The 23,603-nt window shown below is 67.7% G+C and carries 23 protein-coding genes; 16 read left to right on the top strand and 7 right to left on the bottom strand.

Annotated features, from left to right (window positions below):
• Positions 1 to 3: 3 nt before the first annotated feature.
• Positions 4 to 465 carry a DUF3106 domain-containing protein gene (locus tag AC5P7R_RS20985; protein WP_021203207.1) on the top strand — a complete coding sequence of 154 codons (462 nt, stop codon included), beginning with the start codon at positions 4 to 6 and terminating at the stop codon, positions 463 to 465.
• A gap of 100 nt (positions 466 to 565) precedes the next feature.
• On the opposite strand, the gene AC5P7R_RS20990 is transcribed toward AC5P7R_RS20985, so the two are convergent.
• Both AC5P7R_RS20990 and pacR read right to left on the bottom strand, forming a co-directional pair.
• Entirely contained in the window at positions 566 to 1,645 is a 1,080-nt protein-coding gene (locus tag AC5P7R_RS20990; protein ID WP_021203206.1) for an NAD(P) transhydrogenase subunit alpha, read from the bottom strand.
• A gap of 52 nt (positions 1,646 to 1,697) precedes the next feature.
• Positions 1,698 to 4,019 (bottom strand): PacR family protein, encoded by a 2,322-nt coding sequence (pacR, locus tag AC5P7R_RS20995; RefSeq protein ID WP_021203205.1) that lies wholly within the window; start codon positions 4,017 to 4,019, stop codon positions 1,698 to 1,700.
• A gap of 331 nt (positions 4,020 to 4,350) precedes the next feature.
• On the opposite strand from pacR, the gene AC5P7R_RS21000 reads away from it, so the two are divergent.
• Genes AC5P7R_RS21000 through AC5P7R_RS21015 form a run of 4 tightly spaced genes read left to right on the top strand, consistent with a single transcriptional unit; the run spans position 4,351 to position 7,205 of the window.
• Positions 4,351 to 4,932 (top strand): nitroreductase family protein, encoded by a 582-nt coding sequence (locus tag AC5P7R_RS21000; RefSeq protein ID WP_026347148.1) that lies wholly within the window; start codon positions 4,351 to 4,353, stop codon positions 4,930 to 4,932.
• Entirely contained in the window at positions 4,929 to 5,864 is a 936-nt protein-coding gene (locus AC5P7R_RS21005) for a 5'-3' exonuclease (RefSeq protein ID WP_134732191.1), read from the top strand. Before AC5P7R_RS21000 ends, AC5P7R_RS21005 begins: the two co-directional genes overlap by 4 nt.
• The gene (locus tag AC5P7R_RS21010) at positions 5,861 to 6,415 is read left to right on the top strand and encodes an NUDIX hydrolase (RefSeq protein ID WP_019661142.1); all 555 of its coding nucleotides are present in this window, start codon (positions 5,861 to 5,863) and stop codon (positions 6,413 to 6,415) included. Before AC5P7R_RS21005 ends, AC5P7R_RS21010 begins: the two co-directional genes overlap by 4 nt.
• A complete protein-coding gene (locus AC5P7R_RS21015) occupies positions 6,408 to 7,205 on the top strand; it encodes an N-formylglutamate amidohydrolase (RefSeq protein ID WP_134732192.1) in 798 nt (265 codons plus the stop codon). Before AC5P7R_RS21010 ends, AC5P7R_RS21015 begins: the two co-directional genes overlap by 8 nt.
• Before the next feature lie 135 nt (positions 7,206 to 7,340).
• On the opposite strand, the gene AC5P7R_RS21020 is transcribed toward AC5P7R_RS21015, so the two are convergent.
• Positions 7,341 to 8,753, bottom strand: a complete 1,413-nt coding sequence (locus tag AC5P7R_RS21020; RefSeq protein ID WP_019661140.1) for an MFS transporter — start codon at positions 8,751 to 8,753, stop codon at positions 7,341 to 7,343.
• A gap of 105 nt (positions 8,754 to 8,858) precedes the next feature.
• Between AC5P7R_RS21020 and AC5P7R_RS21025 the strand changes: the two genes are divergently transcribed.
• Positions 8,859 to 9,743: a LysR family transcriptional regulator gene (locus AC5P7R_RS21025; RefSeq protein ID WP_111099045.1), complete on the top strand. Its 885-nt coding sequence runs from the start codon at positions 8,859 to 8,861 to the stop codon at positions 9,741 to 9,743.
• Positions 9,744 to 9,833: 90 nt separating this feature from the next.
• Here the strand turns inward: AC5P7R_RS21025 and pip are convergent, their stop codons facing one another.
• Both pip and prmC read right to left on the bottom strand, forming a co-directional pair.
• Positions 9,834 to 10,775 carry a prolyl aminopeptidase gene (pip, locus tag AC5P7R_RS21030; protein ID WP_021203202.1) on the bottom strand — a complete coding sequence of 314 codons (942 nt, stop codon included), beginning with the start codon at positions 10,773 to 10,775 and terminating at the stop codon, positions 9,834 to 9,836.
• A gap of 48 nt (positions 10,776 to 10,823) precedes the next feature.
• Positions 10,824 to 11,681 carry a peptide chain release factor N(5)-glutamine methyltransferase gene (gene prmC, locus AC5P7R_RS21035; RefSeq protein ID WP_346483696.1) on the bottom strand — a complete coding sequence of 286 codons (858 nt, stop codon included), beginning with the start codon at positions 11,679 to 11,681 and terminating at the stop codon, positions 10,824 to 10,826.
• Between the two features lie 320 nt (positions 11,682 to 12,001).
• Here prmC and ahpC point away from each other — a divergent pair, with 320 nt between their 5' ends.
• The 5 genes from ahpC to AC5P7R_RS21060 all read left to right on the top strand — a co-directional run bounded on the left by ahpC (position 12,002) and on the right by AC5P7R_RS21060 (position 16,965).
• Positions 12,002 to 12,565, top strand: a complete 564-nt coding sequence (gene ahpC / locus AC5P7R_RS21040; RefSeq protein ID WP_005408159.1) for an alkyl hydroperoxide reductase subunit C — start codon at positions 12,002 to 12,004, stop codon at positions 12,563 to 12,565.
• 224 nt (positions 12,566 to 12,789) lie between these two features.
• Positions 12,790 to 14,382 (top strand): alkyl hydroperoxide reductase subunit F, encoded by a 1,593-nt coding sequence (ahpF, locus tag AC5P7R_RS21045; RefSeq protein WP_111102381.1) that lies wholly within the window; start codon positions 12,790 to 12,792, stop codon positions 14,380 to 14,382.
• Between the two features lie 85 nt (positions 14,383 to 14,467).
• Positions 14,468 to 15,430, top strand: a complete 963-nt coding sequence (locus tag AC5P7R_RS21050; RefSeq protein ID WP_021203199.1) for a LysR substrate-binding domain-containing protein — start codon at positions 14,468 to 14,470, stop codon at positions 15,428 to 15,430.
• Between the two features lie 123 nt (positions 15,431 to 15,553).
• On the top strand, positions 15,554 to 15,958 hold the full coding sequence (rnk, locus tag AC5P7R_RS21055) for a nucleoside diphosphate kinase regulator (RefSeq protein WP_134732194.1): 405 nt from the start codon (positions 15,554 to 15,556) through the stop codon (positions 15,956 to 15,958).
• 50 nt (positions 15,959 to 16,008) lie between these two features.
• Positions 16,009 to 16,965 carry a transaldolase gene (locus AC5P7R_RS21060; protein ID WP_019661133.1) on the top strand — a complete coding sequence of 319 codons (957 nt, stop codon included), beginning with the start codon at positions 16,009 to 16,011 and terminating at the stop codon, positions 16,963 to 16,965.
• A 562-nt stretch (positions 16,966 to 17,527) separates the two neighbouring features.
• Here AC5P7R_RS21060 and msrA read toward each other — a convergent pair.
• Positions 17,528 to 18,193, bottom strand: a complete 666-nt coding sequence (gene msrA / locus AC5P7R_RS21065; protein WP_031270096.1) for a peptide-methionine (S)-S-oxide reductase MsrA — start codon at positions 18,191 to 18,193, stop codon at positions 17,528 to 17,530.
• A gap of 30 nt (positions 18,194 to 18,223) precedes the next feature.
• The gene (locus AC5P7R_RS21070; RefSeq protein ID WP_005408153.1) at positions 18,224 to 18,487 is read right to left on the bottom strand and encodes a putative signal transducing protein; all 264 of its coding nucleotides are present in this window, start codon (positions 18,485 to 18,487) and stop codon (positions 18,224 to 18,226) included.
• 182 nt (positions 18,488 to 18,669) lie between these two features.
• On the opposite strand from AC5P7R_RS21070, the gene AC5P7R_RS21075 reads away from it, so the two are divergent.
• The 5 genes from AC5P7R_RS21075 (at position 18,670) to rlmM (ending at position 23,598) form a co-directional block, all read left to right on the top strand.
• The gene (locus AC5P7R_RS21075) at positions 18,670 to 20,418 is read left to right on the top strand and encodes a glutamine--tRNA ligase/YqeY domain fusion protein (RefSeq protein WP_021203196.1); all 1,749 of its coding nucleotides are present in this window, start codon (positions 18,670 to 18,672) and stop codon (positions 20,416 to 20,418) included.
• A gap of 43 nt (positions 20,419 to 20,461) precedes the next feature.
• Positions 20,462 to 21,115 (top strand): hypothetical protein, encoded by a 654-nt coding sequence (locus AC5P7R_RS21080; protein ID WP_227854369.1) that lies wholly within the window; start codon positions 20,462 to 20,464, stop codon positions 21,113 to 21,115.
• Between the two features lie 51 nt (positions 21,116 to 21,166).
• Positions 21,167 to 21,889: a DUF6348 family protein gene (locus AC5P7R_RS21085; RefSeq protein WP_021203194.1), complete on the top strand. Its 723-nt coding sequence runs from the start codon at positions 21,167 to 21,169 to the stop codon at positions 21,887 to 21,889.
• A 97-nt stretch (positions 21,890 to 21,986) separates the two neighbouring features.
• Positions 21,987 to 22,547 (top strand): nucleoside deaminase, encoded by a 561-nt coding sequence (locus AC5P7R_RS21090; RefSeq protein ID WP_019661129.1) that lies wholly within the window; start codon positions 21,987 to 21,989, stop codon positions 22,545 to 22,547.
• On the top strand, positions 22,531 to 23,598 hold the full coding sequence (gene rlmM, locus AC5P7R_RS21095; RefSeq protein WP_111099042.1) for a 23S rRNA (cytidine(2498)-2'-O)-methyltransferase RlmM: 1,068 nt from the start codon (positions 22,531 to 22,533) through the stop codon (positions 23,596 to 23,598). Before AC5P7R_RS21090 ends, rlmM begins: the two co-directional genes overlap by 17 nt.
• Positions 23,599 to 23,603 lie beyond the last annotated feature (5 nt).

The raw sequence follows: 23,603 nt of genomic DNA on the forward strand, positions 1-23,603 counted from the left end.
ATCATGCCCCGACTGCACACCCTGCCCCTGCTCATGACCCTGTTGCTGCTGCCGGCCGTCCCGGCGGTGGCGCAGAGCGCCGCGCCCGCCCCTGCCGCACGCCCTGCGCCGGCCGCACCGCTGCCGGCCTGGGAACAGTTGAGTGAAGCGCAGCGGGAGTCCCTGCTGGCGCCGCTACGCGACCGCTGGAACAGCGCCGATGCCGGCCAGCGCCAGCGCATGCTCTCGCACGGCCAGCGCTGGCAATCGATGAGCCCGGAAGAGCGTGACAAGGCCCGCCGCGGCCTGCGCCGCTTCGAGCACATGAGCCCGGAACAGCGTGAGCAGGCACGGGCCCTGTTCGGGCAGATGCGGGATCTGCCGCCCGCGCAGCGCGACGCCCTGCGCGAGCGCTGGTCGCAGATGACGCCGGAGCAACGCAAGGACTGGGTGCGAGAGAATCCGCCGCCGGCGAAGCCGCGGTAAGGCCAGATTCAATCCTCTGTAGCGCCGAGCCCACGCCCGGCTGCTTCATCGCGTCTGCGCAAGCCGAGCATGGGCTCGGCTCTACAGCATGCAGGTCAGGTCACGCTTGCCAGCGCGTCTTGGCCAGCAACTCGTCTTCCCAGTCGAAACCGAGCTGCCCTTCGCGCACGAACAGCGCGACGAAGTTGAGCAGGTTGCGCGCATACATCTCGCTGGCCTGGGTCGCGCCGCGGCTGGCCAGGCCCAGTGGGCCATCAATGGTCACGCCCTGGTGTTCGATGCACTGCCCCGGCTGGGTCAGAGCGCAGTTGCCACCGCTCTCGGCAGCCAGATCCACGATCACGCTGCCAGCAGCCATGCCCTCCACCATTGCCGCAGTCACGATCGTCGGCGCCGGTCGCCCCGGCACCGCTGCGGTGCAGATCACCACATCCACGCTGCGCAGGTGGTCGGCCAGCCGGCGCTGCTGCTCGGCGCGCTCCTCATCACTCAGTGCGCGCGCATAACCGCCCTCGCCGGCCGCACTCACGCCAAGATCGAGGAAGCGTGCACCCAGTGACTGGATCTGCTCGCGGGTTTCCGGGCGCACGTCGAAGCCTTCCACCTGTGCACCGAGGCGGCGCGCGGTGGCAATGGCCTGCAGGCCCGCCACGCCGGCACCGATCACCAGCACCTTGGCCGGGCGCACAGTGCCGGCGGCGGTGGTCAGCATCGGGAAGAAACGCGGTGCACGTTCTGCAGCGATCAGCGCCGCCTTGTAGCCGGCCATGCCGGCCTGCGAACTGAGTACATCCATCGCCTGCGCGCGGGTGGTGCGCGGCAGCTGCTGCAGCGGGAACAGCTGCAGGCGACCATCGGTCGCCAGCGCGGCCAGCGCCGGATCGCTGGACGGGGCCAGCAGGCCGACCACGCTGGCGCCGGGCTTGAGCTGTTCCAGCACCGCCGCAGGGGGGGCCTGCACGCACAGCAGGATGTCGATCTCGGCCCAGCGGCCCGCGTCGAAGACGCGTGCACCGGCATCGTCATAGGCGGCGTCGGTGAAACCAGCGGCCAAACCCGCGCCCGCCTCATACCAGACGGCAATGCCCATGGCCCCGAGCTTGCGCGCGGTTTCCGGCGTCAGCGCCACGCGCCGTTCGCCCGGCGCGGTCTCCTTGATCCCCAGCAACGCCACGGCCATGCAGGTCCCCGCTGATCGGTGAGTTTTCCCGATCCTAGCAGGCGGCCACGGCTCAGTGCAGCGTTGCGCTGCCCGGGTCCAGCCGATCGATCACACCCTGCATCGCGCTGTCGAAGGCGCCGTCATCCACGTGGGCACGCAGGCGGCCCAGCCGCACCATCACCGCCAGTTCTTCCGGCGAGGCCACGCAGAAGCGCACGCCACGACGGTTGACGAACAACAGGCGCGAGGAAATCGGGCTGACCCAGGACAGCTTGCCAGCCTGGACCTTGCCGTCCTTGTCGACGAAATCCAGCCAGTTGCCGATTTCCATGCGGCGGAAGCGGTCGGCATCGGCGTTGTCGAAATCGTCGGCGTCGATCTGCCCGCCGAGCTCGACCGCTGGCGATTCAGCCACCGGCGGTACCGGCAACGCGACCTGCGGCAGCTCCGGCAGCGCGCGCTGCAGCTCCGGCCGCGATTCGGCAATGCCCTGCAAGGTGTCATGCAGGGCATCAATGGCGCCGGTGGCGGCATCACCGTGCACGCCAACGCTGCCGAACACCTTGGCCAGCGCCGGCTGCCAGGCCTGCAGCCATGGCTTGCCGACGATCTGGCGGCGCGCCTCGGCCACTTCCTCCAGCAGGCCGTCGGCCAGGCTCAGTGCCTCGGCCACCGACGCGCCCTCCTCGCCCTCGCGCAGCAGGGCCAGGGTCAGGTGGTGCTGCCACGGCTGGCGCAGGAACTCGGCGATGGCCGGCGGCAGGGAGGCATCGCCGATGCGACGGTCCAGTTCGGCACCTGCCCGGCTGCGGGCCATTTCCAGCTTTTCCTGGCCACGCTGCGTTTCGGCGGCGCGCCGCTCGGCGATTTCCACGCGGCGGCGGTGCTGCACGAGGAACTCGCGGAATTCCTCTTCCAGGGTCAGGAAGATCGCCAGGTTCTCGTTGAACTCGGCCACCAGCCGTTCGATGATCTCCTCGACCTTGGCCATCAGCATGCGCTCGGCCTGGCTCTCGCCGGTGTTGCCCTCGCAGGCCTCCGCCAGCGAGTTGAGCAGCTTGCGCGCCGGATGGGTCTTCTGCACGAACATCCGGCGGTCGAGCATCGCCACCTTGACGAAGGGCACCACCAGGCGGCCGATCAGCTCGCGCGAGCGGCCTTCCAGTTCGCGCTCGTCCAGCATCACGTCGAACAGCATGCCCACTAGGTCGATCGCATCCTCGTCCTGCGGGTCCAGCCGGGTCTGGCCCGGATCGACGCCCAGCCGGGTCGCGCTGGACAGTACTTCACTCTTCAACCGCTGCGCCAGGGATTCGCCGTCCTCGCCGATGGCCGCGCGCAGGGTGGCGCTGGGCGTGGCCTGCAGCAGTGACAGCACCGACATCATCTCGCGCTGGCTCAACGGGCGATGCTGGCCGACCGCGACCTGCGCGGCCGAGGTGGCATCCTCGCGAACGTGACGGGTCTGCTGCAGCAGCTCATGCAGGGCCTCCAGCAGCATGCCCTGCTGGCCGGCATACGCCTCGCCGTTGCCGGCATCGTCGCCCCCGAGATGCTGCTGCATGTGGCCACGGCGCTCGGACCAGCGCGCGGCGAAGCGCTGCGCCCAGGCCGGCGCGGCCTGCTCATCATCGCTGAACTCGGATTCCAAGCCCGCCGCGTGGCGCGGCTCGACCAGATCATCCGCCCCCGCCGCCATGCGCGGGTCGGGCGCGGCCGACAATGGACGCCGCGGGGCCCCCACCTGCGACATCACGCCAGCGGCGGCCAGCTGCTCGTCCAGCTTCTCGTAGATGCGGCCCACCGGCGCGCGCAGGTCGCGCTCGCACAGCTTGATCAGCACCAGGTGCACTTCCGGCGCCAGCTCGCAGCCGGCAAAGGCCTCGTGGATGGCCACGCCCAGGTGCTCGGGGCTGACCGGGTTGTGGTCGGCATCCAGCTCGGCGCCGCCGATCAGGCGGCCCAGGCGCCGGTCCAGCCGCGCCAGCACCGGCTTGAAGTCGCGCAGCAGCACGGTGGCGAAATTGCGCACCGCCAGCCGCGATTCCAGTACATGTTCGGCCAGCAGGCTCAGGCCATCTTCGGCAGGACCGGACAGGGTCGCCTCGGCCGACAGCGGCTCGCCGCTGGCGAGCGCGTCCCAAGCCCGCTGCAGATGGCCGGCGAAGGCACCGGCGATGTCCTCGCGGCGGCGGCGCAGTTCACGCATCGCATCCAGGAACAGCAGCTGCGACGAACCGGCATTGCCGGCGCGGTCGAACAGTGCGTCGTCGAAACGCGCCAGTGCGGCCCCGAAAACCTGGCACAGCGCGGGCAGGACCATGTCCCGGGCACGCTGCAACTGGACCGGGTCACGACCCGGCGATCCCATCGGTGTGGGCGCGCTCATCATTCGGGAAGGCTCCCCACCTTCTCTGGTACGACAGTCAGCATGGACATCGCGGCGGCCGGCACACCCCATGTACCGGTACGTCGATGGTAGGCCGGCCAGCCCGTCACGGACAGTGAAACAGTCCTCACTTCAAACCTCATGACCGGCGGCCCGGCAAGATGGATATCGTAAGCCGTGCAAGGCCCACGAGGCGAGAGCACGCGGCCGTCCCTTTCCCGCCAGTGGCATGATGTTCATCACAGTTTGGTATTCAGGGGCTGGACGCGACCCAGACGGCGTCTTCGACCACCCCGACTATAATCAAATGCCCGTGATGACCGGTTCAGACTCCATGCCCGACCCCACTGCCCTGCTTGCCCTGGATGCCCGCCGCTCGGTGCCCTCGCGGCAATTGGGCGAGCCCGGCCCGGACCCGGCAACCCTGCAGCGCATGCTGGCCTCGGCCGTACGCGTGCCCGACCACGGCAAGCGGGTACCGTTCCGCTTCCTGAAGATCGCCGGCGATGCACGTCACACTCTGGGCAACTTCTTGGCCGAGCGCAGCCGCCAGCGCGACCCGCATGCCGGCGAGGCGGTATTCGAGAAGGACCGCCAGCGTTTCAGTCATGCCCCGCTGGTGATCGTGGTGGTGGCCAGCCCGCGCCCGGACCCGAAGGTCCCCGAACAGGAGCAGCTGATGACCGCCGGCTGCGTCTGCTTCGCCCTGCTGCAGGCCGCACAGGCGCTGGGCTTCGGCGCGCAGTGGCTGACCGCCTGGATGGCCTTCGACCCCGCCGTGCACGCCTACCTGGGCCTGGCCGAGGGCGAGAGCGTCGCCGGTTTCATCCATATCGGTACGCCGAAGGCCGCCGTACCCGAGCGCGAGCGTCCGGACCCGGCCGCGCTGCTGCGCGACTGGACGCCGCCGGCATGAGCCTGCCGGCACCGCCGCCTTCGCTGTACCTGGTCGATGCCAGCATCTACGTGTTCCGCGCCTGGCACTCGCTGCCGGACCAGTTTCAGGACGCGCAGGGCTGGCCGACCAATGCCGTGCACGGTTTCGCCCGCTTCCTGCTGGACCTGCTCGAGCGCGAGCGCCCGCAGCACATCGCCATCGCCTTCGATGAAGCGCTGGACAGCGGCTTCCGCCACCGCCTGTACCCGGCCTACAAGGCCAACCGTGATCCGGCACCGGAAGCACTCAAGCGGCAGTTCGTGCACTGCAAGGCGTTATGCGCGGCGCTGGGCCTGGCGGTGCTGGCGCACCACGAATACGAGGCCGACGACCTGATCGGCAGCGCCCTGCACATTCACCGCAGCAGCCATCGCGGCGTGATCATCTCCGCCGACAAGGACCTGTCGCAGCTGCTGGCCGACCATGACGAGCAGTGGGACTATGCGCGCAACCAGCGCTGGAACGTGGCCGGGGTGAAGGCGCGGCACGGCGTGCACGCGCACCAGATTGCCGACTACCTGGCGCTGTGCGGCGATGCGGTGGACAACATTCCCGGTATCAGTGGCGTGGGCAGCAAGTCCGCCGCCGTGCTGCTGGCCCATTTCGGCAGCATGGATGCACTGTACGAACGCCTGGACGAAGTGCCGTTCCTGCGCCTGCGCGGCGCGGCCCAGATGGCGGTGCGCCTGCGCGAGCAGCGCGAGCATGCCCGGCTCTGGCGCCAGCTGACCACCATCGCGCTGGACGCGCCGCTGGAAGGCAGCCAACCCGGCCTGCTGCGCCAGGCGGCCGACCCGGAACTGCTCGGTGGCCTGTGCCAGACCCTTCGATTCGGCCCGATGACCCGCCGCCGGCTGTTCGATGCCGCTGGCGTGGCCGACCCTCTTCCCACCCACAGCGAGCCCGCATGAGCCAGCGCAATACCGAAGCCCCGCGTGTCGTCTATGAAGGCAAGTACCAGCGCATGGTCGTGCGCGGTACCTGGGAATACAGCGAACGCACCCACGCCGGCGGCCTGGCGGCGATCATCATCGCCGTCACCCCGGAGGACAAGGTGCTGTTCGTCGAACAGTTCCGTGTACCGCTGCAGGCCCCCACCATCGAGATGCCGGCCGGCCTGGTCGGCGACATCCACGCCGGCGAATCGATTGAAGTCTCGGCCGTGCGCGAGCTCGAGGAAGAAACCGGCTGGACCGCCGATCACGCCGAAGTGCTGCTGATCGGCCCGACCTCTTCCGGCGCCAGCAGCGAGAAGATCGCCTTCGTGCGCGCCACCGGCCTGCGCCGGATCGGCGAAGGGGGTGGCGACGACAGCGAGGACATCATCGTCCACGAGATTCCGCGCAGTGAGGCAGCGGCCTGGCTGGTGCAGAAGATGGGCGAAGGCTACGAGCTGGACGCCAAGCTCTGGGCCGGGCTGTGGATGATCGAGCATCACCTGGACGGACGCCCGCGTGGCTGACGCCGACCTGCATGCGCTGCCGGCGCTGCTCGGCGCCGACGACCCGGCGATCTACACCCTCCACCGGCCGCAGGGCGCGTCGCCGTACCTGCTGCTGGCCGACCACGCCGGCCAGCAGGTGCCGCGTGCGCTCGCAGGCCTGGGCTTGCCGCAGGCCGAACTGGACCGCCATATCGGCTGGGACATCGGCATTGCCGGCACCACTCGTGCACTGGCCGAACGGCTGGATGCCTGGGCGATCGAACAGACCTATTCGCGGCTGCTGATCGACTGCAACCGCCCACTGGCCTCGCCCACGCTGATTCCGGAGGTGAGCGACCACACCGTGGTGCCCGGCAATGCCGCGCTGTCGGCGGCGCAGCGGCAGCAGCGCATCGATGCGATCCACGCACCGTACCACGCCCGCATCGATGCGGAACTGGACGCGCGGCGCGTTGCCGGCCTCCCCACCCTGCTGGTGATGATGCACAGCTTCACCCCTGTGATGAGCGGCGCGCAGCGACCGTGGCACGCCGGCGTGCTGTACCACCAGGACACGCGCTTTGCGCATGCCCTGCTGCAGGCACTGCGCGATGAAGGCGACCTGGTGGTGGGTGACAACGAACCGTATTCGGTCAGCAGTACCAGCGACTACGCGGTACCGGTGCATGGCGAAGGGCGCGGCCTGGTGCACGTGGAGCTGGAGATCCGCCAGGACCTGATTGCCGATGCCGCCGGGCAGCAGGCGTGGGCAGAGCGGCTGGCGCGGATCTTCAGCGCGTTGCAGCCGCAGTTGCTGGCGCTGGGTTGAATGCGCGTGGATCCATTCCGGATCGGTAGTGCCGGCCGCTGGCCGGAAACCTCAGGGTAGTTGGATCAATGTGTTTGCCGGCCAGCGGCCGGCACTGCCCAGGCGCGGCACATCCACCCACGGCAGCGCCTTCAATCATGCCTCGTTGGCCGGGCAGACGGTGGCGGCCGATTCGGCCGGCGCCGGGCGCAGGCCCAGCGCGATCACCACGCCGAACAGTGAAAACAAGGCGGCACCGTATTCGGCGCGCACCAGCCCGGCCAGTGCACTCGGCGAACCGGCTGCACCCGCATGGGCATTGGCCACCATCACCAGCACCGCCAGGCCCAGCGCACCACCGATCTGCTGCGCGGTCGCCGCCATGCCAGATGCAACACCCTGCTGTGCGGACGGCACGCCCTGCCCGGCCACGATCCACATCGAGGTCCAGGTCATGCCCTGGCCGATGCTCAGCACTACCACGCCGGGCAGCAGCGGCCAGAAGTTCGAGGCGTGCGGGAGTGTTGCTGCGGCCCAGGCGATGCCAACGGCACCGGCCAGCTGGCCGAGCACCAGCACCTTGCGTGCACTCCAGCGCTTCAGCGCCCACTCCGCCAGCTGGATGCCGACCGTGCACACCGCCGTCGCCGGCAGGAAAGCCAGGCCGGCCTGCAGCGGGCTCCAGCCGTAGCCGTCCTGGAAGTACAGCGCCATGAAGTAGTACTGCACTCCATAGCTGCTCATGAAGGCGAAGGTCAGGCCCAGTGCCGCGCGCAGTCCGGGCAGCCGCAGCAACGCGAACTGCATCAGCGGATCGCGGCTGCGCTGTTCGATCTGCACGAACGCCACCAGCAGCAGCACCGACAGCAGCAGGCAGCCCAGCGTGGCCGGCGCAGTCCAGCCCCACTCCGGCCCTTGCACGAGGGTAGTGACCAGCAGACTGCCGCCGGCAGTGACGGTGAGGCAACCGGCCAGATCGAAGGAACGGCCCTGCAGACGCGGGCCATCGGCCGGCAACCACGCGCCCGCAGCGACCGCGCAGGTGGTGGCCAGTGGCACGATCACTGCCAGCACTGCCGGCCAGCCGAACGCCTGGGTCAGCACGCCACCGAGCAGCGTGCCCAGCGCCAGGCCCACCGCGCTGGCCATGCTCCAGATCGCAAGTGCGCGGTTGCGCACCGGACCTTCCGCATACAACGTGTTGATCAGCGCCAGCGTGGCCGGGAACAGCAGTGCCGCGCCGATGCCCTGCGCCGCACGCGCGATGATCAGCAGGGTGGCGTTCGGCGCCAGCGCGCCGAGCAGCGACGCCAGTGCGAACAGCAGCATGCCCAGCCGGTAGAAGCGGCGACGGCCGATCAGGTCGGCGGCACGGCCCCCCAGCAGCAGGCTGCCGCCAAAGGCCACGGTGTAGGCACTGACCACCCATTGCAGCTGCTGTGCGTTGATCTGCAGCGCGCGCCCCATGTCGTGCAGGGCGACGAAGATGATGGTGGCATCCAGGGCGATGATCAGCTGGGCGGTGGCCAGCAGGGCCAGCGCCCAGCGCGGGTACTTGAGGGGAGGCATCGACGGTCCGGTGCTGTGGGGGAGCGCAGTCTCATTGATGCAGAGCTATCAATAAACCCCTTTCCAGCCATATCTGTCATGATTTTCAGCATGAATGGAACCTCGATGGACCTCAATGCCGTGCGCATGCTGGTGCAGGTGGCCGAAGCACGCAGTTTCACCGTCGCCGCCGGGCAGCTGGGCCTGAGCCAGTCAGGCCTGTCGCGCGCGATCAGTCGGCTGGAGGCCACGCTGGGGGTGAAGCTGCTGCAGCGAAACACCCGCAACGTGGCACTGACCCCGGATGGTCGCCAGTTCGTCGATCAGGTCGCGCCCCTGCTGTGCGGTCTCGAAGACGCCGAACGCCAGTTGGCCGACCGTCCGTGCACGCCCTCGGGCACCCTGAAGATCAGTGCGCCCTCGATGTTCGGGCGCAAGGTGCTGGTACCGCTGCTGGGGCCGATGCTGCAGCAGCACCCGCAACTGCAGGTGGAAGCCGTGCTCAACGACCGCCTGGTCGATCTGGTCGAGGAAGGTTTCGATGCCGCGCTGCGCACCGGCGTCATCGCCGACCAGCGCATCGTCGCGCGGCCACTGCGGCCGCTGCGCTGGGTGACGGTGGCCAGCCCCGGCTACTTGGCCCGCTGTGGCGCACCGGACGATGTGGCGGCGTTGCAGGGCCACGCGTGCCTGGCGGTGCGCAACCTGCGCAGTGGCCGGCTGGTGGACTGGCAGTTCCTGCAGGACGGCCAGCTTCACGACTTCACGCCACCGACGCGGATGGTGTTCGACAGCGGCGATCCGCTGGTGGAAGCGGCGATCGCCGGCATCGGCATCGTGCAGGTGATGGATTTCGCGGTGGCCGACGCGCTGGCCGACGGCCGGTTGCAACGCGTGCTGCAGCCGTTCGAGGGCCGCAGCCGTGCGCTGTCGCTGATCTACCCGCCGTCGCGCCAGCACTCGCCGAAGCTGCAGGTGCTGGCCGACGCGTTGCTGGCCGGGGACTGGTAAATCCACGCCATGCGTGGATGAGGCCGGTAGCGCCGGGCGATGCCCGGCGCTGATGGTGAAGCATTGCCGGCCAGCGGCCGGCACTACCGATCAGGCGAAGCTATCGGTGGCGCGCACCAGCGCATCCACGTTCTCGGCCTCGAACGCCGAATGGCCCGAGGCCGGGGTGATTTCCAGCTTCGCCTTCGGCCACACCTTGGTCAGGTCCCAGGCGTTGGCCAGCGGGCAGACCACGTCGTAGCGGCCGTGCACGATCACGCCCGGGATGTCGGCGATGCGGTGCGCGTCGCGCAGCAGCTGGTCTTCCACCTCGAAGAAACCACCGTTGACGAAGTAGTGGTTCTCGATGCGGGCAAACGCCAGCGCGAAATGCGGGTCTTCGTGGCTGTTGATGAAGTCATCATCGACATGCAGGAAGCTGGTCGCGCCTTCCCACACCGCCCAGGCCTTGGCCGCTTCCAGGCGGGTGGTTTCGTCGTCGCTGGTCAGGCGGCGGTGGAAGGCCGAGATCAGGTCATGGCGCTCCACCGGCGGAATCGGCTTGAGGTAATGCTCCCACGCATCCGGGAACAGGCGGTTGGCGCCTTCCTGGTAGAACCACTCCAGTTCCCAGCGACGCAGCATGAAGATGCCGCGCAGGACCAGTTCGGTCACGCGCTGCGGATGGGTTTCGGCATAGGCCAGCGCCAGGGTCGAACCCCAGCTGCCACCGAACACCTGCCAGCGATCGACCTTCAGGTGTTCGCGCAGCTTCTCGATATCAGCAACAAGGTCCCAGGTGGTGTTGTCCACCAGGTCGGCGTGCGGGGTGGAACGGCCGGCACCGCGCTGGTCGAATAGGATGATCCGGTACTTGGACGGGTCGTGGAACTGGCGCATCTTGTCGCTGCAGCCGCCGCCCGGGCCACCGTGCAGCATCACCACCGGCTTGCCGTCCGGGTTGCCGCACTGTTCGAAGTACAGCGTGTGGCGGTCGTCGACCTTCAGGGTGCCGACGTCGTAGGGGGTGATGGCGGGGTACAGCGTACGCATGCTTGCAGCTCCAGGGTGATGCCCTGCCGGGGCAGGAGAACCTCCATTCTAGGCCGGACGCCGGCCCAGGGTGATGCGGTCGCGCTGCTCCAGGTCCTGCACGGTCTGCACCTCGACAAATCCCGCCGCGTCGAACAGCGCACGGATCGCCGCGCCCTGGTCCCAACCGTGCTCGATCAACAGCCAGCCCTCGGGCCGCAGGTGGGCCTGGCCACCGTCGACGATACGGCGGATGTCATCCAGGCCATCCGGACCCGAGGCCAGTGCGGTGGCCGGCTCGAAGCGCAGGTCACCCTGCTCCAGATGCGGATCGTCGCTGGCGATGTACGGCGGGTTGCTGGCAATCAGATCAAAACGCGCGCCCTGCAGCGGCGCATACCAGTCGTGCCCGCCTTCGGCGAAGCGGACGTTGCGCAGATCATGGCGGGCGGCATTGCGCGCGGCCACGGCCAGCGCGCCCGGGCTGGCGTCGGTGGCCAGCACCTGCGCCTGCGGCCGTTCGCTGGCCAGTGCCAGTGCAATCGCACCACTGCCGGTGCCCAGGTCAGCCAGCTGCAGCGACTGGTCTGGCGGCAGGCGCTCCAGCGCCAGCTCGACCAGCAGCTCGGTTTCCGGACGCGGGATCAGCGTGGCCGGGTCGACCTCCAGGTCCAGCGTCCAGAATCCGCGACGGCCGGTCAGGTAGGCCACCGGCTCACCGGCCACGCGGCGGGCCAGCAACGCCTCGAAGGCGGCCTGGTCATTGGCGGCCAGCGGATCGGTGGCGTGCGCGAACAGCCAGCTGCGCGGGCGGTCCAGTACATGCAGCAGCAGCAGTTCCGCCTCGTGGCGGGCGTCGATGCTGCCCAAGCGAGCACTGGCGTCGGCTACGACCTGACGCAGGGTGGGTTGGGCTTGAAAGGACATGCTGCAATTGTAGAGCCGAGCCTGTGCTCGGCTGCTTCTGGAGCAGCCGAGCACAGGCTCGGCTCTACAAAACCAGAATCGGTTCAGGTTCCGCAGGGCGGGATAAGGACGGACTATCGGCCCCAAGCAGCGGTCTGCCGAGATCCCTTGTCACACAGGCAATTGCAGGATGGCGATGGCCAGGTTCAGTGCCTGCTAAGGGTTCTTCGATAGACTCCATCTATCGAATGGATGCAATCAATGGATTGTTCTTATCGCGAGCGAATGGGTAACCTAGCTCCTGTCGATTCACCCACTCCCCTTCACCAAGAGGAAAAATGATGTCCCTCATCAATACCCAGATCCAGCCGTTCGAAGCCAACGCCTACCACAACGGCGAGTTCATCAAGGTTTCCGACGCCAGCCTGAAGGGCCAGTGGTCCGTCCTGATCTTCATGCCGGCCGCCTTCACCTTCAACTGCCCGACCGAGATCGAAGACGCAGCTGACCATTACGCCGAGTTCAAGAAGGCCGGTGCCGAGGTTTACATCGTCACCACCGATACCCACTTCTCGCACAAGGTGTGGCATGAGACCTCGCCGGCCGTCGGCAAGGCCCAGTTCCCGCTGGTCGGCGACCCGACCCACCAGCTGACCAACGCCTTCGGCGTGCACATTCCGGAAGAAGGCCTGGCCCTGCGCGGCACCTTCATCATCAATCCGGAAGGCGTGATCAAGACCCTGGAGATCCACTCCAACGAGATCGCCCGTGACGTTTCCGAAACCCTGCGCAAGCTGAAGGCTGCCCAGTTCACCGCCGCCAACCCGAACCAGGTGTGCCCGGCCAAGTGGAAGGAAGGCGAGAAGACCCTGACCCCGTCGCTGGACCTGGTCGGCAAGATCTAAGCCCTACCGGCCTGCCGTGTCCCCACGCCACGGCGCGCCCTTCATCCCCGTGCCGGTCCCCCCGCCGGCGTGGGGGTGAACCCAAGACAGCCAACGCTCGCCCGCCTTGGCCAGCCAGCCCCTTCCACGGTCGCTGTCTTGGGTTCACCCCTACCCCCAGCTGGTCCGCTGCCTTCTATAGCGGTGCCACGCCCCCTGTTTGCCTGAAGCCAGGAGATGACCCGATGTTGGACGCCAACCTGCAGTCGCAGCTGAAGACCTATCTGGAACGCGTGACCCGCCCGATCCAGATCACCGCGCACGCCGACGATGGCGCCAAGTCGCAGGAAATGCTGGACCTGCTGCAGACCCTGGAGAGCCTGTCGGACAAGATCTCGCTGCAGGTGCTGCGCGATGGGCAGGGCCGCGTGCCGTCCTTCGACCTGGGCACCCCGGGCCAGGACATCCACCTGACCTTCGCCGGCCTGCCGATGGGCCACGAGTTCACCTCGCTGGTGCTGGCGCTGCTCCAGGTGGGCGGTCATCCGTCCAAGGCCACCGCCGAGCTGATCGAGCAGGTGCAGAACCTGGAAGGCGACTACCGGTTCGAAACCTACTTCTCGCTGTCCTGCCAGAATTGCCCGGACGTGGTCCAGGCGCTGAACCTGGCCGCAGTGCTCAACCCGCGCATCCAGCACGTGGCCATCGATGGCGCCCTGTTCCAGGACGAAGTCGAGAAGCGTGAGATCATGTCGGTGCCGACCGTGTATCTCAACGGTGAAGTGTTCGACCAGGGCCGCATGACCCTGGAGCAGATCGTGGCCAAGCTGGACACCAATGCCGGCAAGCGCGATGCCGAGAAGATTGCCGCCAAGGACGCGTTCGACGTGCTGGTGGTGGGCGGTGGCCCGGCCGGTGCGGCAGCGGCGATCTACGCCGCGCGCAAGGGCATCCGCACCGGCATCGCCGCCGAGCGCTTTGGTGGACAGGTGCTGGACACCATGGCCATCGAGAACTTCATTTCGGTGAAGGAGACCGAGGGCCCGAAGCTGGCCACGGCGCTGGAACAGCACGTGCGCGAGTACGACGTGGACATCATGAACCTGCAGCGTGCCAGCGCGCTGGTGCCGGCCGGCGAAGACGGCCTGGTGCAGGTGCAGCTGGAGAACGGTGCGGTGCTCAAGTCCCGTTCGGTGATCCTGTCCACCGGCGCACGCTGGCGGCAGATGAACGTGCCGGGCGAAGACCAGTACCGCAACAAGGGCGTGGCTTACTGCCCGCACTGCGATGGCCCACTGTTCAAGGGCAAGCGCGTGGCGGTGATCGGCGGCGGCAATTCCGGCGTGGAAGCGGCCATCGATCTGGCCGGCATCGTGTCGCATGTAACCCTTCTGGAGTTCGATTCCAGCCTGCGTGCCGACGAAGTGCTGCAGAAGAAGCTGCGCAGCCTGGCCAACGTGACGGTGCTGACCAGCGCACAGACCACCGAAGTGCTGGGCGACGGCAGCAAAGTCACCGGCCTGGTGTACAAGGACCGCATCGGCGGCGATGCCCACCGCGTCGAGCTGGAAGGCATCTTCGTGCAGATCGGCCTGCTGCCCAACACCGAGTGGCTGAAGGATGTGGTGGCGCTTTCGCCGCGTGGCGAGATCGTCATCGATGACCGCGGCCAGACCAACCTGCCGGGTGTGTTCGCTGCTGGCGATTGCACGACGGTGCCCTACAAGCAGATCATCATCGCCATGGGCGCCGGTTCCACCGCCGCACTGAGCGCGTTCGACCACCTGATCCGCTCGTCGGTGAGCAACAGCAGCGGTGCCGTTGCTGAAGCGGCCTGATCCACCGTTCCCAGATCACCGGGAACATTGTCTGCCTGTCGGGTAACCACGCCGTCAGCCGGTCCGTTACCCCTGGGGTGTAAGGATGAACCTACGTGATCTGAAGTACCTGGTAGCCCTGGCCGACCACAAGCATTTCGGCCGGGCTGCCGCCGCCTGCTTCGTCAGCCAGCCCACGCTGTCGACGCAGATCCGCAAGCTGGAAGAAGAGCTGGGCCTGCCGCTGGTGGAACGCGCACCGCGCAAGGTGATGCTGACCCCGGCCGGTCAGGAAGCGGCGGCACGGGCGCGGGTGATCGTGTCCGAAGTGGAACAGCTGAAGGAAGCGGCGCGACGCAGCCGCGATCCGGAAGCCGGCACGGTGCGCCTGGGCATCTTCCCGACCCTCGGCCCGTACCTGCTGCCGCATGTGATCCCGCGCATCCGCGAGCGCTTCCCGGAGCTGGAACTGCTGCTGGTCGAGGAAAAGAGCGACGTGCTGCTGGACCGCCTGCGCGAAGGCAAGCTGGATGCTGCGTTGCTGGCGCTGCCGGTGGTGGACGACCAGCTGCATGCCGAGTTCCTGTTCGAGGAGCCGTTCCTGCTGGCCGTCTCCGGGCGCCACCCGTTGGCCCGTCGCGAACATCTGGACGTGCAGGAACTGGCGACGCAGAAGCTGCTGCTGCTGGAAGACGGGCATTGCCTGCGCGACCAGGCGCTGGAAGTGTGCCGCCTGTTCGGCGCCAATGAGAAGTCCGAATTCCGCGCCACCAGCCTGGAAACCCTGCGGCAGATGGTCGCCGCCGACGTCGGCATCACCCTGCTGCCAAGTCTGTCGGTGCAGCCGCCGGTGCCGCGCTCGAACAACATCCGCCTGCTCGATTTCACCGGCGAGGGCCGTCCCAGCCGCCGCATCGCCATGATCTGGCGTCGCAGCTCGGCCATGAACGACTTCCTGATGGAGCTGGCCGACCAGTTCAAGCGCCTGCCGCAGGCGCTGTTCACCTTGGATGCGCTGAACGCCACGTCCGATGCGGCATCCCTGCCCGGCCCGGCGCTGAACGGCTGAACCCCTGCAGCATCGGCCCGGAATCGGCAGGAGTCGATTCCGGCCGCATTTGTCCCCACAATACAGACAGGCGGCGCCAGCAGGTGCCGCCTTTTGCATGGCTTTCAACCAAGGAGCTTCACCATGAGTACCGCCAGCGGCCTGCCGCCGTCGATCACCGTTTCTACTTTCGACATGGACCGCCTGGACGCCATGCTCGAATCCCCCGCGCTGAGCCAGACGCCTGCCGCGCTCGCGCTTGCTGAAGAACTCAACCGGGCCACCGTGATGGCACCGGACCAGATTCCCGAAGGCATCGTCATGATGCATTCGCGCGTGGAATGCGAAGATGAAGTGTCGGGCGAAAAGCACGTCCTGACCCTGGTCTTCCCCCGCGAAGCCAACGTCGATGAAGGCAAGGTCTCCGTGCTGGCCCCGGTCGGCAGTGCCCTGCTCGGCCTTTCGGTCGGCCAGAGCATCGACTGGAACGCGCCCGGTGGCCGGAAGCTGCGCCTGCGCGTGACCGCGGTCCATAACGACCGCCCCTGATTACCGCTGCGCACCGCGCGCGATTCGATTCCCTTGCACCAGGAGCCGCAATGAGTACCCCGTCCAAACTGTCCCAGCTGCGTGAACTGTCCGTGGTCGTCGCCGATACCGGTGACTACGAGGCGATCAAGCGCCTGCAGCCGGTGGACTGCACCACCAACCCGACCCTGGTGAAGAAGGCGCTGGACCTGCCGGTCTACGCCGAGCTGATCGAACGCGAACTGGCCTGGGGCCGCCAGCAGGGTGGCGACCGCGAAGCCGTGGTGCACGCGGTGGCCGACCGCCTGACCATCGGCGTCGGCGCGCTGCTGAGCACGCTGGTGCCGGGCCGGGTATCCACCGAGGTGGATGCCGACCTGGCTCACGACACCGCGGCCACCGTGGCCAAGGCCCGCCAGTTCATCCAGATGTACGCCGACGCCGGCGTGCCGCGCGAGAAGATCCTGATCAAGATCGCCGCGACCTGGGAAGGCGTGGAAGCCGCGCGCATCCTGCAGGCCGAAGGCATCGACTGCAACCTGACGCTGATCTTCAACCCGACCCAGGCGCTGGCCTGCAGCGAAGCCGGCGCGTTCCTGATCTCGCCGTTCGTCGGCCGCATCCTCGACTGGTACGTGGCCAACGGCCAGACCCCGGCCACCATCGACGAAGACCCGGGCGTGAAGTTCGTGCGCGGCGTGTACGCCGAATTCAAGCGTCGCGGTTCGCCGACGGTGGTGATGGGCGCCTCGTTCCGTTCGACCGCGCAGATCGAAGCACTGGCCGGCTGCGACCGCCTGACGATCTCGCCGGACCTGCTGGAGAAGCTGGACGCCGACCACGGCGAGCTGCCGCGCAAGCTGGTAGCCGGTGCAGCCGATGGCACGGCGGTGACGCCGATCGACGCGGCGAAGTTCGCGGCGGATCTGGCGGCCGATCCGATGGCCACCGAGAAGCTGGCGACCGGCATCGAGGCGTTTGCCAAGGATCTGGAAGCACTGCGCGAGCGGATCCGCGCCGCACTGTGAGGATTCCGGCCAACGGCTGAGCCCCTCGTGGCGGGGGGCTTGGTCGCGAAGAGCGGGTCATGTGGTTGGCAGGGTGGGTAGGCCGTGCAGGGGACGCTGCAAGTACGTCCCTGTAAGCTCTGTCGCCGCATCCATGCGGCTCACGCCCCTGCACGGCCTACCCACCCTGCCTTCGACAGTTTCCTGCGGCCGCCCGCCACGGAAGAAAGAAAGAAGAGCAACAGCGGGTCGCGCGCTTCGCTTGCTCGGAGCCGAGCATGGCTCGGCTCTACAAGGGCAATGCAGAACCAAACAAAAAGGACGCGGCGAACGCCGCGTCCTTTTTGTTTTCCATCAGTTCGTCAGTAACCAATGCTCTCGCCCACCGTCACCGGGAAACTGTCGAAGGTGGGACGGGCGCAGATGGCGGGACCGTCCACGGCATGGATGCCGTGGCCGAGCCCCCAAGGACGGGTTTACGGCGTGTCCCGCCATCTGCACCCGTCCCGCCAAACTCACAGCAAACCAGAGCCGCTTTGGCTTTGGCTTTGGCTTCTGCCCGCCGCAGGCGGACCACCGCGCGTCAGCGCGGCGCCTCCACATCCAATCCGATCGGGCAGCTCACGCCGGTGCCGCCGATGCCGCAATAGCCGTTCGGATTCTTCGCCAGGTACTGCTGGTGGTAGTCCTCGGCGTAGTAGTACGCCGGTGCCGGGTACACGATCTCGGTGGTGATCGGGCCGTAGCCGGCCGCATCCAGCTGCGCCTGGTAGGCCTCGCGACTGGCCAGCGCGGCCTTGTACTGGCCCTCGTCGGTGGCATGGATCGCCGAACGGTACTGGGTGCCGGTGTCGTTTCCCTGGCGCATGCCCTGCGTCGGGTCATGGCTTTCCCAGAACAGCTGCAGCAGCCGTTCCAGGCTCACCACCGCCGGGTCGAACACCACCTGCACCACTTCGGTGTGGCCGGTCAGGCCCGAGCAGACCTCTTCATAGGTCGGGTTCGGGGTGATGCCGCCGGCATAGCCCACCGAGGTGCTGTACACGCCCGGTTCGGTCCAGAACTTGCGCTCGGCGCCCCAGAAACAGCCCAGCGCGAAGCGGATCTGCTGCAGGCCGGCGAAGCGGTCCTTCAGCGGATGGCTGTTCACGAAGTGCTGGTTGCTGTGCAGCGGCAACGGCTGCTCGCGTCCCGGCAGCGCCTCTTCCGGGCGCGGCAGGCGCTGCTTGAAGGCCCCGATGCCGAGGATGCCCTGGCCAATTCCCAACATGATGCGCTCCTACGCCGGAAGGCCGGCTATGTCGTCTGCATCTGAAATGGGGGCGTCCGGCGCGTGGCCCAAGTCCAGCGCGGCCACGATGTCCTCGGCCTGCGGGCGTGCCGCATCGGGGATGCCGACCCGCAACACGCCAAACAGCGGCAGCTCGCCCATCCCGCCCAGCAACTGCTCTCCGAACACAAACGCGGGGATACCGGCGTCTTCCAGGGCGTGCTTGACCAGATGGGCGTCGAACAGATTGTCGGCCTTGTACACGATGTGCATGCGGCGGCTCCGTGGGACAGGGTTCCAGCATACGCCCGCCCCGTCCCGGTAGCGCCGGGCAATGCCCGGCGGGTTGCCGCCGCGCTCGCCGGGCGTGGCCCGGCGCTACCGATCCGGACCGGGCAACCCCGCCCGGTACGCGCTAGACTGTTGGTCTTTCTGCCCTTTTTCGCCCCAGACTCATGTCCGAGCACACCCCCGCCAGCCCCGAGACCCCCGCCGACAGCCACGAAAAGCGCGATTTCATCCGCCAGATCGTGCGCGAGGACCTGGCCAGCGGAAAGCACCAGGCGATCAAGACCCGCTTCCCGCCGGAACCGAACGGCTACCTGCACATCGGCCATGCCAAGTCGATCTGCCTGAACTTCGGCATCGCCGGCGAATTCAGCGGCGTCTGCAACCTGCGCTTCGACGACACCAACCCGGCCAAGGAAGATCCGGAGTACGTGGCCGCGATCCAGGACGACGTGCGCTGGCTGGGCTTCGAGTGGAACGAGCTGCGCCATGCTTCGGACTACTTCCAGGCCTATTACCTGGCCGCCGAGAAGCTGATCGAACAGGGCAAGGCCTATGTCTGCGACCTGTCGGCCGAGGAAGTGCGCGCCTACCGCGGCACTCTCACCGAGCCGGGCCGCCCGTCGCCGTGGCGCGACCGCAGCGTCGAGGAGAACCTCGACCTGTTCCGCCGCATGCGCGCCGGTGAATTCCCGGATGGCGCACGCACCCTGCGCGCGAAGATCGACATGGCCAGCGGCAACATCAACCTGCGCGATCCGGCGCTGTACCGCATCAAGCACGTCGAGCACCAGAACACCGGCAGCGCGTGGCCGATCTACCCGATGTACGACTTCGCCCACGCGCTGGGTGATTCGATCGAGGGCATCACCCACTCGCTGTGCACGCTGGAGTTCGAAGACCACCGCCCGCTGTACGACTGGTGCGTGGACAACGTCGATTTCGCCCATGACGATGCGCTGACCCAGCCGCTGGTCGATGCCGGCCTGCCGCGCGAAGCGGCCAAGCCGCGCCAGATCGAATTCTCGCGCCTGAACATCAACTACACGGTGATGAGCAAGCGCAAGCTGATGGCGCTGGTCACCGAACAGCTGGTGGACGGCTGGGACGACCCGCGCATGCCGACCTTGCAGGGCCTGCGCCGCCGTGGTTATACCCCGTCTGCGATGCGCCTGTTTGCCGAGCGCGTAGGCATCAGCAAGCAGAATTCGCTGATCGACTTCAGCGTGCTGGAAGGCGCGTTGCGCGAAGACCTGGACAGCGCCGCCCCACGCCGCATGGCGGTGGTCGATCCGGTCAAGCTGGTGCTGACCAACCTGCCGGAAGGCCACGAAGAGCTGCTGACCTTCAGCAACCACCCGAAGGACGAGAGCTTCGGCAGCCGCGAAGTGCCGTTCGCCCGCGAAGTGTGGATCGATCGCGAGGACTTCGCCGAAGTGCCGCCGAAGGGCTGGAAGCGCCTGGTGCCGGGTGGCGAAGTGCGCCTGCGCGGCGCCGGCATCATCCGCTGCGACGAAGTGATCAAGGATGCCGATGGCACCATCACCGAGCTGCGCGGCTGGCTGGATCCGGAATCGCGCCCGGGCATGGAAGGCGCCAACCGCAAGGTCAAGGGCACCATCCACTGGGTCAGCGCCGTGCATGGCGTGCCGGCCGAGATCCGCCTGTACGACCGCCTGTTCTCGGTGCCGAACCCGGACGACGAATCGGAAGGCAAGACCTACCGCGACTACCTCAATCCGGAATCGCGCCGCACCGTCACCGGCTATGTCGAGCCGGCCGCGGCCAGCGCCGCGCCGGAGCAGTCGTTCCAGTTCGAACGTACCGGCTACTTCGTTGCCGACCGCCGCGATCACAGCGAGGCCAAGCCGGTGTTCAACCGCAGCGTGACCCTGCGCGACACCTGGTCGGCCTGAGGACCTGCGCGGGCGCCTGGATGGCGCCCGCACGACCGCGACGATGATCACCGCCCTTTCCGTCCTGCTCTGGTTCATCTCGCAGCATCCGCTGCTGACGTTCTTTGCAGCGATGGTGCTGGCCGGGCTGGTCTCGTGGTGGCGGCGTTTTCCGGGCTACGCCATCGTGGTGTTCCCGCTGGCGATGCTCAACATGTTCCTCGGCCATTTCCTCAACGCCACCTTCCTCAACATGGTGGGCGAGCGCGGTGAAGCGGTGATCGTCAAGGCCGAGCGGACCAGCTCCGCGCTCAACGAACAGTACATCTGGCGCTACGAGGGGGTGCTGCGTACCGCCGAGGGCCGCGATGTGGACGTGGTGTTCCACACCAACACCGCCTCGCTGTGGCCGCTGGAAAACGCCATCCGCATCCCGGCGCGCGACCAGCCGTTCGTGGTCAAGTACACGCCGGGTTTCCCGCGCAACTTCGTCATCCTCACCAACGAATCCCCGCACGGGCTGGCCCAGGCCCGGGCCAGCGCGCGCGAGCGGGTGGAGGTGGCGGCACGCAAGCTGCACTTCAGCCCGGGCAATGCCGAGTTCCGCGCCGACTATCGCCGCGAGCTGGAAAGCTGGCTGCGCGACCACGGCAACGATCCGCAGCAGCAACCCGACGCGCAGCGATATCGCGCCGAGCTCGACGCGCTCGACCATTAGATTTTCCAGGCCCTGCCTGGATGTTCCACCCCATCCACCGACAGGCCTGACATGACCACGACCTCCGCTGCCCTCCTCCCGCTGCTGCAGCAGGTCCTTCAGGACGCCGGCACCGCCAGCCGCGTCGACGGCAACGCGCTGCTGCTGGACAGCGGCCTGCGCCTGACCCCGCATGCAATGGCCGCACACGCGCGCGACAACGGTGGTTGGCAGACCTCCACCGTCATTGAAAGCCAGCATCCGCAGTTGTTCGCCGATGGCCTGTTCGAGTACCAGCACGCAAATGGTGCCGATGAGCAGGCATCGCTGTTGTCCGGCTTCCAGGCCTGGGCCCGGGTGGACCTGGTGACCCTGCAGACCGCGATCGGCGCCCAAGACGCGCAGGGCCTGCCGATGATGGGCCTGACCTATCCGGCCGGTGCTGACGGCCAGGAACTCGAACGCACCGTGGTGCTCGGTCCACTGGCGCATTACCGCGAGCATGAGATGGACACCGGCCCCCGCAGCGAAGACGATCATGGCTCCTGCCCCTGCTGCCTGTTCACGCGCAGCATTGATGCATTCGATGCGCTGCTGAAGACGCGTTCTTTCCTGGCCATCCGCCTGTTCGCCTCGCGCGATGCCGATGGCCTGTGCGAGGCCGATTGCCGGGTCAACGGCCACGACTTCGCCGCCGCCCTACCCCTGCTGCGCGCCTACGCGGCCAGCTGGCCGCAGGCAGGGCTGGAATTCCGCAAGCAGTACGTGGTGGTCCGCACCGGCTCGCCAGGCTGACCCACGCCCACACCCGATACAGGCCGGTGCGGCTACACTGCGCGCCGGTTCCCCAAGCAACCGCACTTTTTTCCATCCCACACGAGGCACCCCCGCGATGCTGTACGCGCAAGTCCACCTGACCCTTCCCGCCTGGATCCACGACCAGATCGACCTGGATCGTCGATATCCGGGCGACGAGGCCAAGGTCGCGCTGGCGATCGAGCTGTCGCGGCTGAACGTCGAGCACGCCAGCGGCGGCCCGTTCGGTGCGGTGGTGTTCGGCCCGGACGACAAGGTCATCGCCGCTGGCGTGAACCGGGTGATGCCGCACGCGACTTCGCTGGCGCACGCCGAGAACATGGCCTACATGCTGGCCCAGCAGCGCCTGCAGACCCCGCGCCTGAACGCGGTGCTGTCGCCGGTCACCCTGGCCACCAGTTCGCAGCCATGCTGCCAGTGCTATGGCGCTACCGTGTGGGCCGGCATCGACCGCCTGCTGATCGGTGCCAGTGCGGCCGACGTCGAGGAACTGACCCCGTTCGATGAAGGCCCGCTGCCGGCCGACTGGGTCGGCGAGCTCAACAAGCGTGGCATCGAAGTGGTGCAGGGCCTGGACCGCGACGCCGCGCGCAGCGTGCTGCGAACCTATGGGGAAAGCGATGGCGCCCGTTACTGAGACCGGCATCGGCCTGCTGTGCCTGTGCCGGCAGGGCTTTGAACCCGAGCTGGCCGGCGAGCTGCAGTTCCGCGCCGGTGAAGCCGGTTTCGCTGGCTATGCGCGCACCCAGCGCAATGACGGCTATGTGCTTTTCATGTGCGACGACGCTGCAGCACTGGCGCCACGCCTGCGCTGGCGAGAACTGATCTTCGCGCGGCAGAAGCTGGTCGTGCTGGCCGAGCTGCCGCAGCTGGACCCGAGCGATCGCATCACCCCGATGCTGGAGGTGCTGGCCGATGCGCCGCGCTTCGGCGACCTGTGGGTGGAGCACCCCGATTCGGACGCTGGCAAGCCACTGTCCGGGCTGGCCCGTGCCTTCGGCAATGCACTGCGCCCGGCGCTGCGCAAGGCCGGCAAGCTCACTGATAAGCCAAACACCCGCCTGCCGCGCCTGCATGTGGTGTTCGTCGACGGTACCCATGCCTTCGTCTGCGTGGCCGACCCGGCCGACAGCGCGCCGTGGGCACTGGGCATCCCGCGCCTGAAGCTGCTGCCCGAGGCGCCTTCGCGTTCGGCACTGAAGCTGGACGAAGCACTGCTGACCCTGCTGGCGCCGGAAGAACGCGAAGCACTGGCCAAGCCCGGCATGCGTGCGGCCGACCTGGGCGCCGCCCCCGGCGGCTGGACCTGGGTACTGACCCGCCAGCACATGCACGTGCTGAGCATCGACAACGGCCCGCTGCGCCAGCACGTGCTGGACACCGGTCTGGTCGAGCACCTGCGCGCCGATGGTTTCCACTGGCACCCCGAACAGCCGCTGGACTGGATGGTCTGCGACATGGTCGAGCAGCCGCGCCGCGTGGCCGAACGCATGGCCACCTGGTTCCGCGAAGGCTGGTGCAGGCACGCCATCTTCAATCTGAAGCTGCCGATGAAGAAGCGCTGGGACGAAACCCGCCTGTGCCTGGACCTGTTCCAGGACCAGGCCGGCAAGCCGCTGGTGGTACGCGCCAAGCAGCTCTATCACGACCGTGAGGAGATCACGGTATTGGCCTCGCCGCTGCGCTGAGGAAC

This window comes from Stenotrophomonas sp. YJH_SMC_27 (genome assembly GCF_059369815.1).

Coding starts and splice junctions, on each gene's coding strand:
- AC5P7R_RS20985 (WP_021203207.1), top strand. CDS start 4: ATGCCCCGACTGCACACCCTGCCCCTGCTCATGACCCTGTTGCTGCTG.
- AC5P7R_RS20990 (WP_021203206.1), bottom strand. CDS start 1,645: ATGGCCGTGGCGTTGCTGGGGATCAAGGAGACCGCGCCGGGCGAACGG.
- pacR (WP_021203205.1), bottom strand. CDS start 4,019: ATGATGAGCGCGCCCACACCGATGGGATCGCCGGGTCGTGACCCGGTC.
- AC5P7R_RS21000 (WP_026347148.1), top strand. CDS start 4,351: ATGCCCGACCCCACTGCCCTGCTTGCCCTGGATGCCCGCCGCTCGGTG.
- AC5P7R_RS21005 (WP_134732191.1), top strand. CDS start 4,929: ATGAGCCTGCCGGCACCGCCGCCTTCGCTGTACCTGGTCGATGCCAGC.
- AC5P7R_RS21010 (WP_019661142.1), top strand. CDS start 5,861: ATGAGCCAGCGCAATACCGAAGCCCCGCGTGTCGTCTATGAAGGCAAG.
- AC5P7R_RS21020 (WP_019661140.1), bottom strand. CDS start 8,753: ATGCCTCCCCTCAAGTACCCGCGCTGGGCGCTGGCCCTGCTGGCCACC.
- AC5P7R_RS21025 (WP_111099045.1), top strand. CDS start 8,859: ATGGACCTCAATGCCGTGCGCATGCTGGTGCAGGTGGCCGAAGCACGC.
- pip (WP_021203202.1), bottom strand. CDS start 10,775: ATGCGTACGCTGTACCCCGCCATCACCCCCTACGACGTCGGCACCCTG.
- prmC (WP_346483696.1), bottom strand. CDS start 11,681: ATGTCCTTTCAAGCCCAACCCACCCTGCGTCAGGTCGTAGCCGACGCC.
- ahpC (WP_005408159.1), top strand. CDS start 12,002: ATGTCCCTCATCAATACCCAGATCCAGCCGTTCGAAGCCAACGCCTAC.
- ahpF (WP_111102381.1), top strand. CDS start 12,790: ATGTTGGACGCCAACCTGCAGTCGCAGCTGAAGACCTATCTGGAACGC.
- AC5P7R_RS21050 (WP_021203199.1), top strand. CDS start 14,468: ATGAACCTACGTGATCTGAAGTACCTGGTAGCCCTGGCCGACCACAAG.
- rnk (WP_134732194.1), top strand. CDS start 15,554: ATGAGTACCGCCAGCGGCCTGCCGCCGTCGATCACCGTTTCTACTTTC.
- AC5P7R_RS21060 (WP_019661133.1), top strand. CDS start 16,009: ATGAGTACCCCGTCCAAACTGTCCCAGCTGCGTGAACTGTCCGTGGTC.
- AC5P7R_RS21070 (WP_005408153.1), bottom strand. CDS start 18,487: ATGCACATCGTGTACAAGGCCGACAATCTGTTCGACGCCCATCTGGTC.
- AC5P7R_RS21075 (WP_021203196.1), top strand. CDS start 18,670: ATGTCCGAGCACACCCCCGCCAGCCCCGAGACCCCCGCCGACAGCCAC.
- AC5P7R_RS21080 (WP_227854369.1), top strand. CDS start 20,462: ATGATCACCGCCCTTTCCGTCCTGCTCTGGTTCATCTCGCAGCATCCG.
- AC5P7R_RS21085 (WP_021203194.1), top strand. CDS start 21,167: ATGACCACGACCTCCGCTGCCCTCCTCCCGCTGCTGCAGCAGGTCCTT.
- AC5P7R_RS21090 (WP_019661129.1), top strand. CDS start 21,987: ATGCTGTACGCGCAAGTCCACCTGACCCTTCCCGCCTGGATCCACGAC.
- rlmM (WP_111099042.1), top strand. CDS start 22,531: ATGGCGCCCGTTACTGAGACCGGCATCGGCCTGCTGTGCCTGTGCCGG.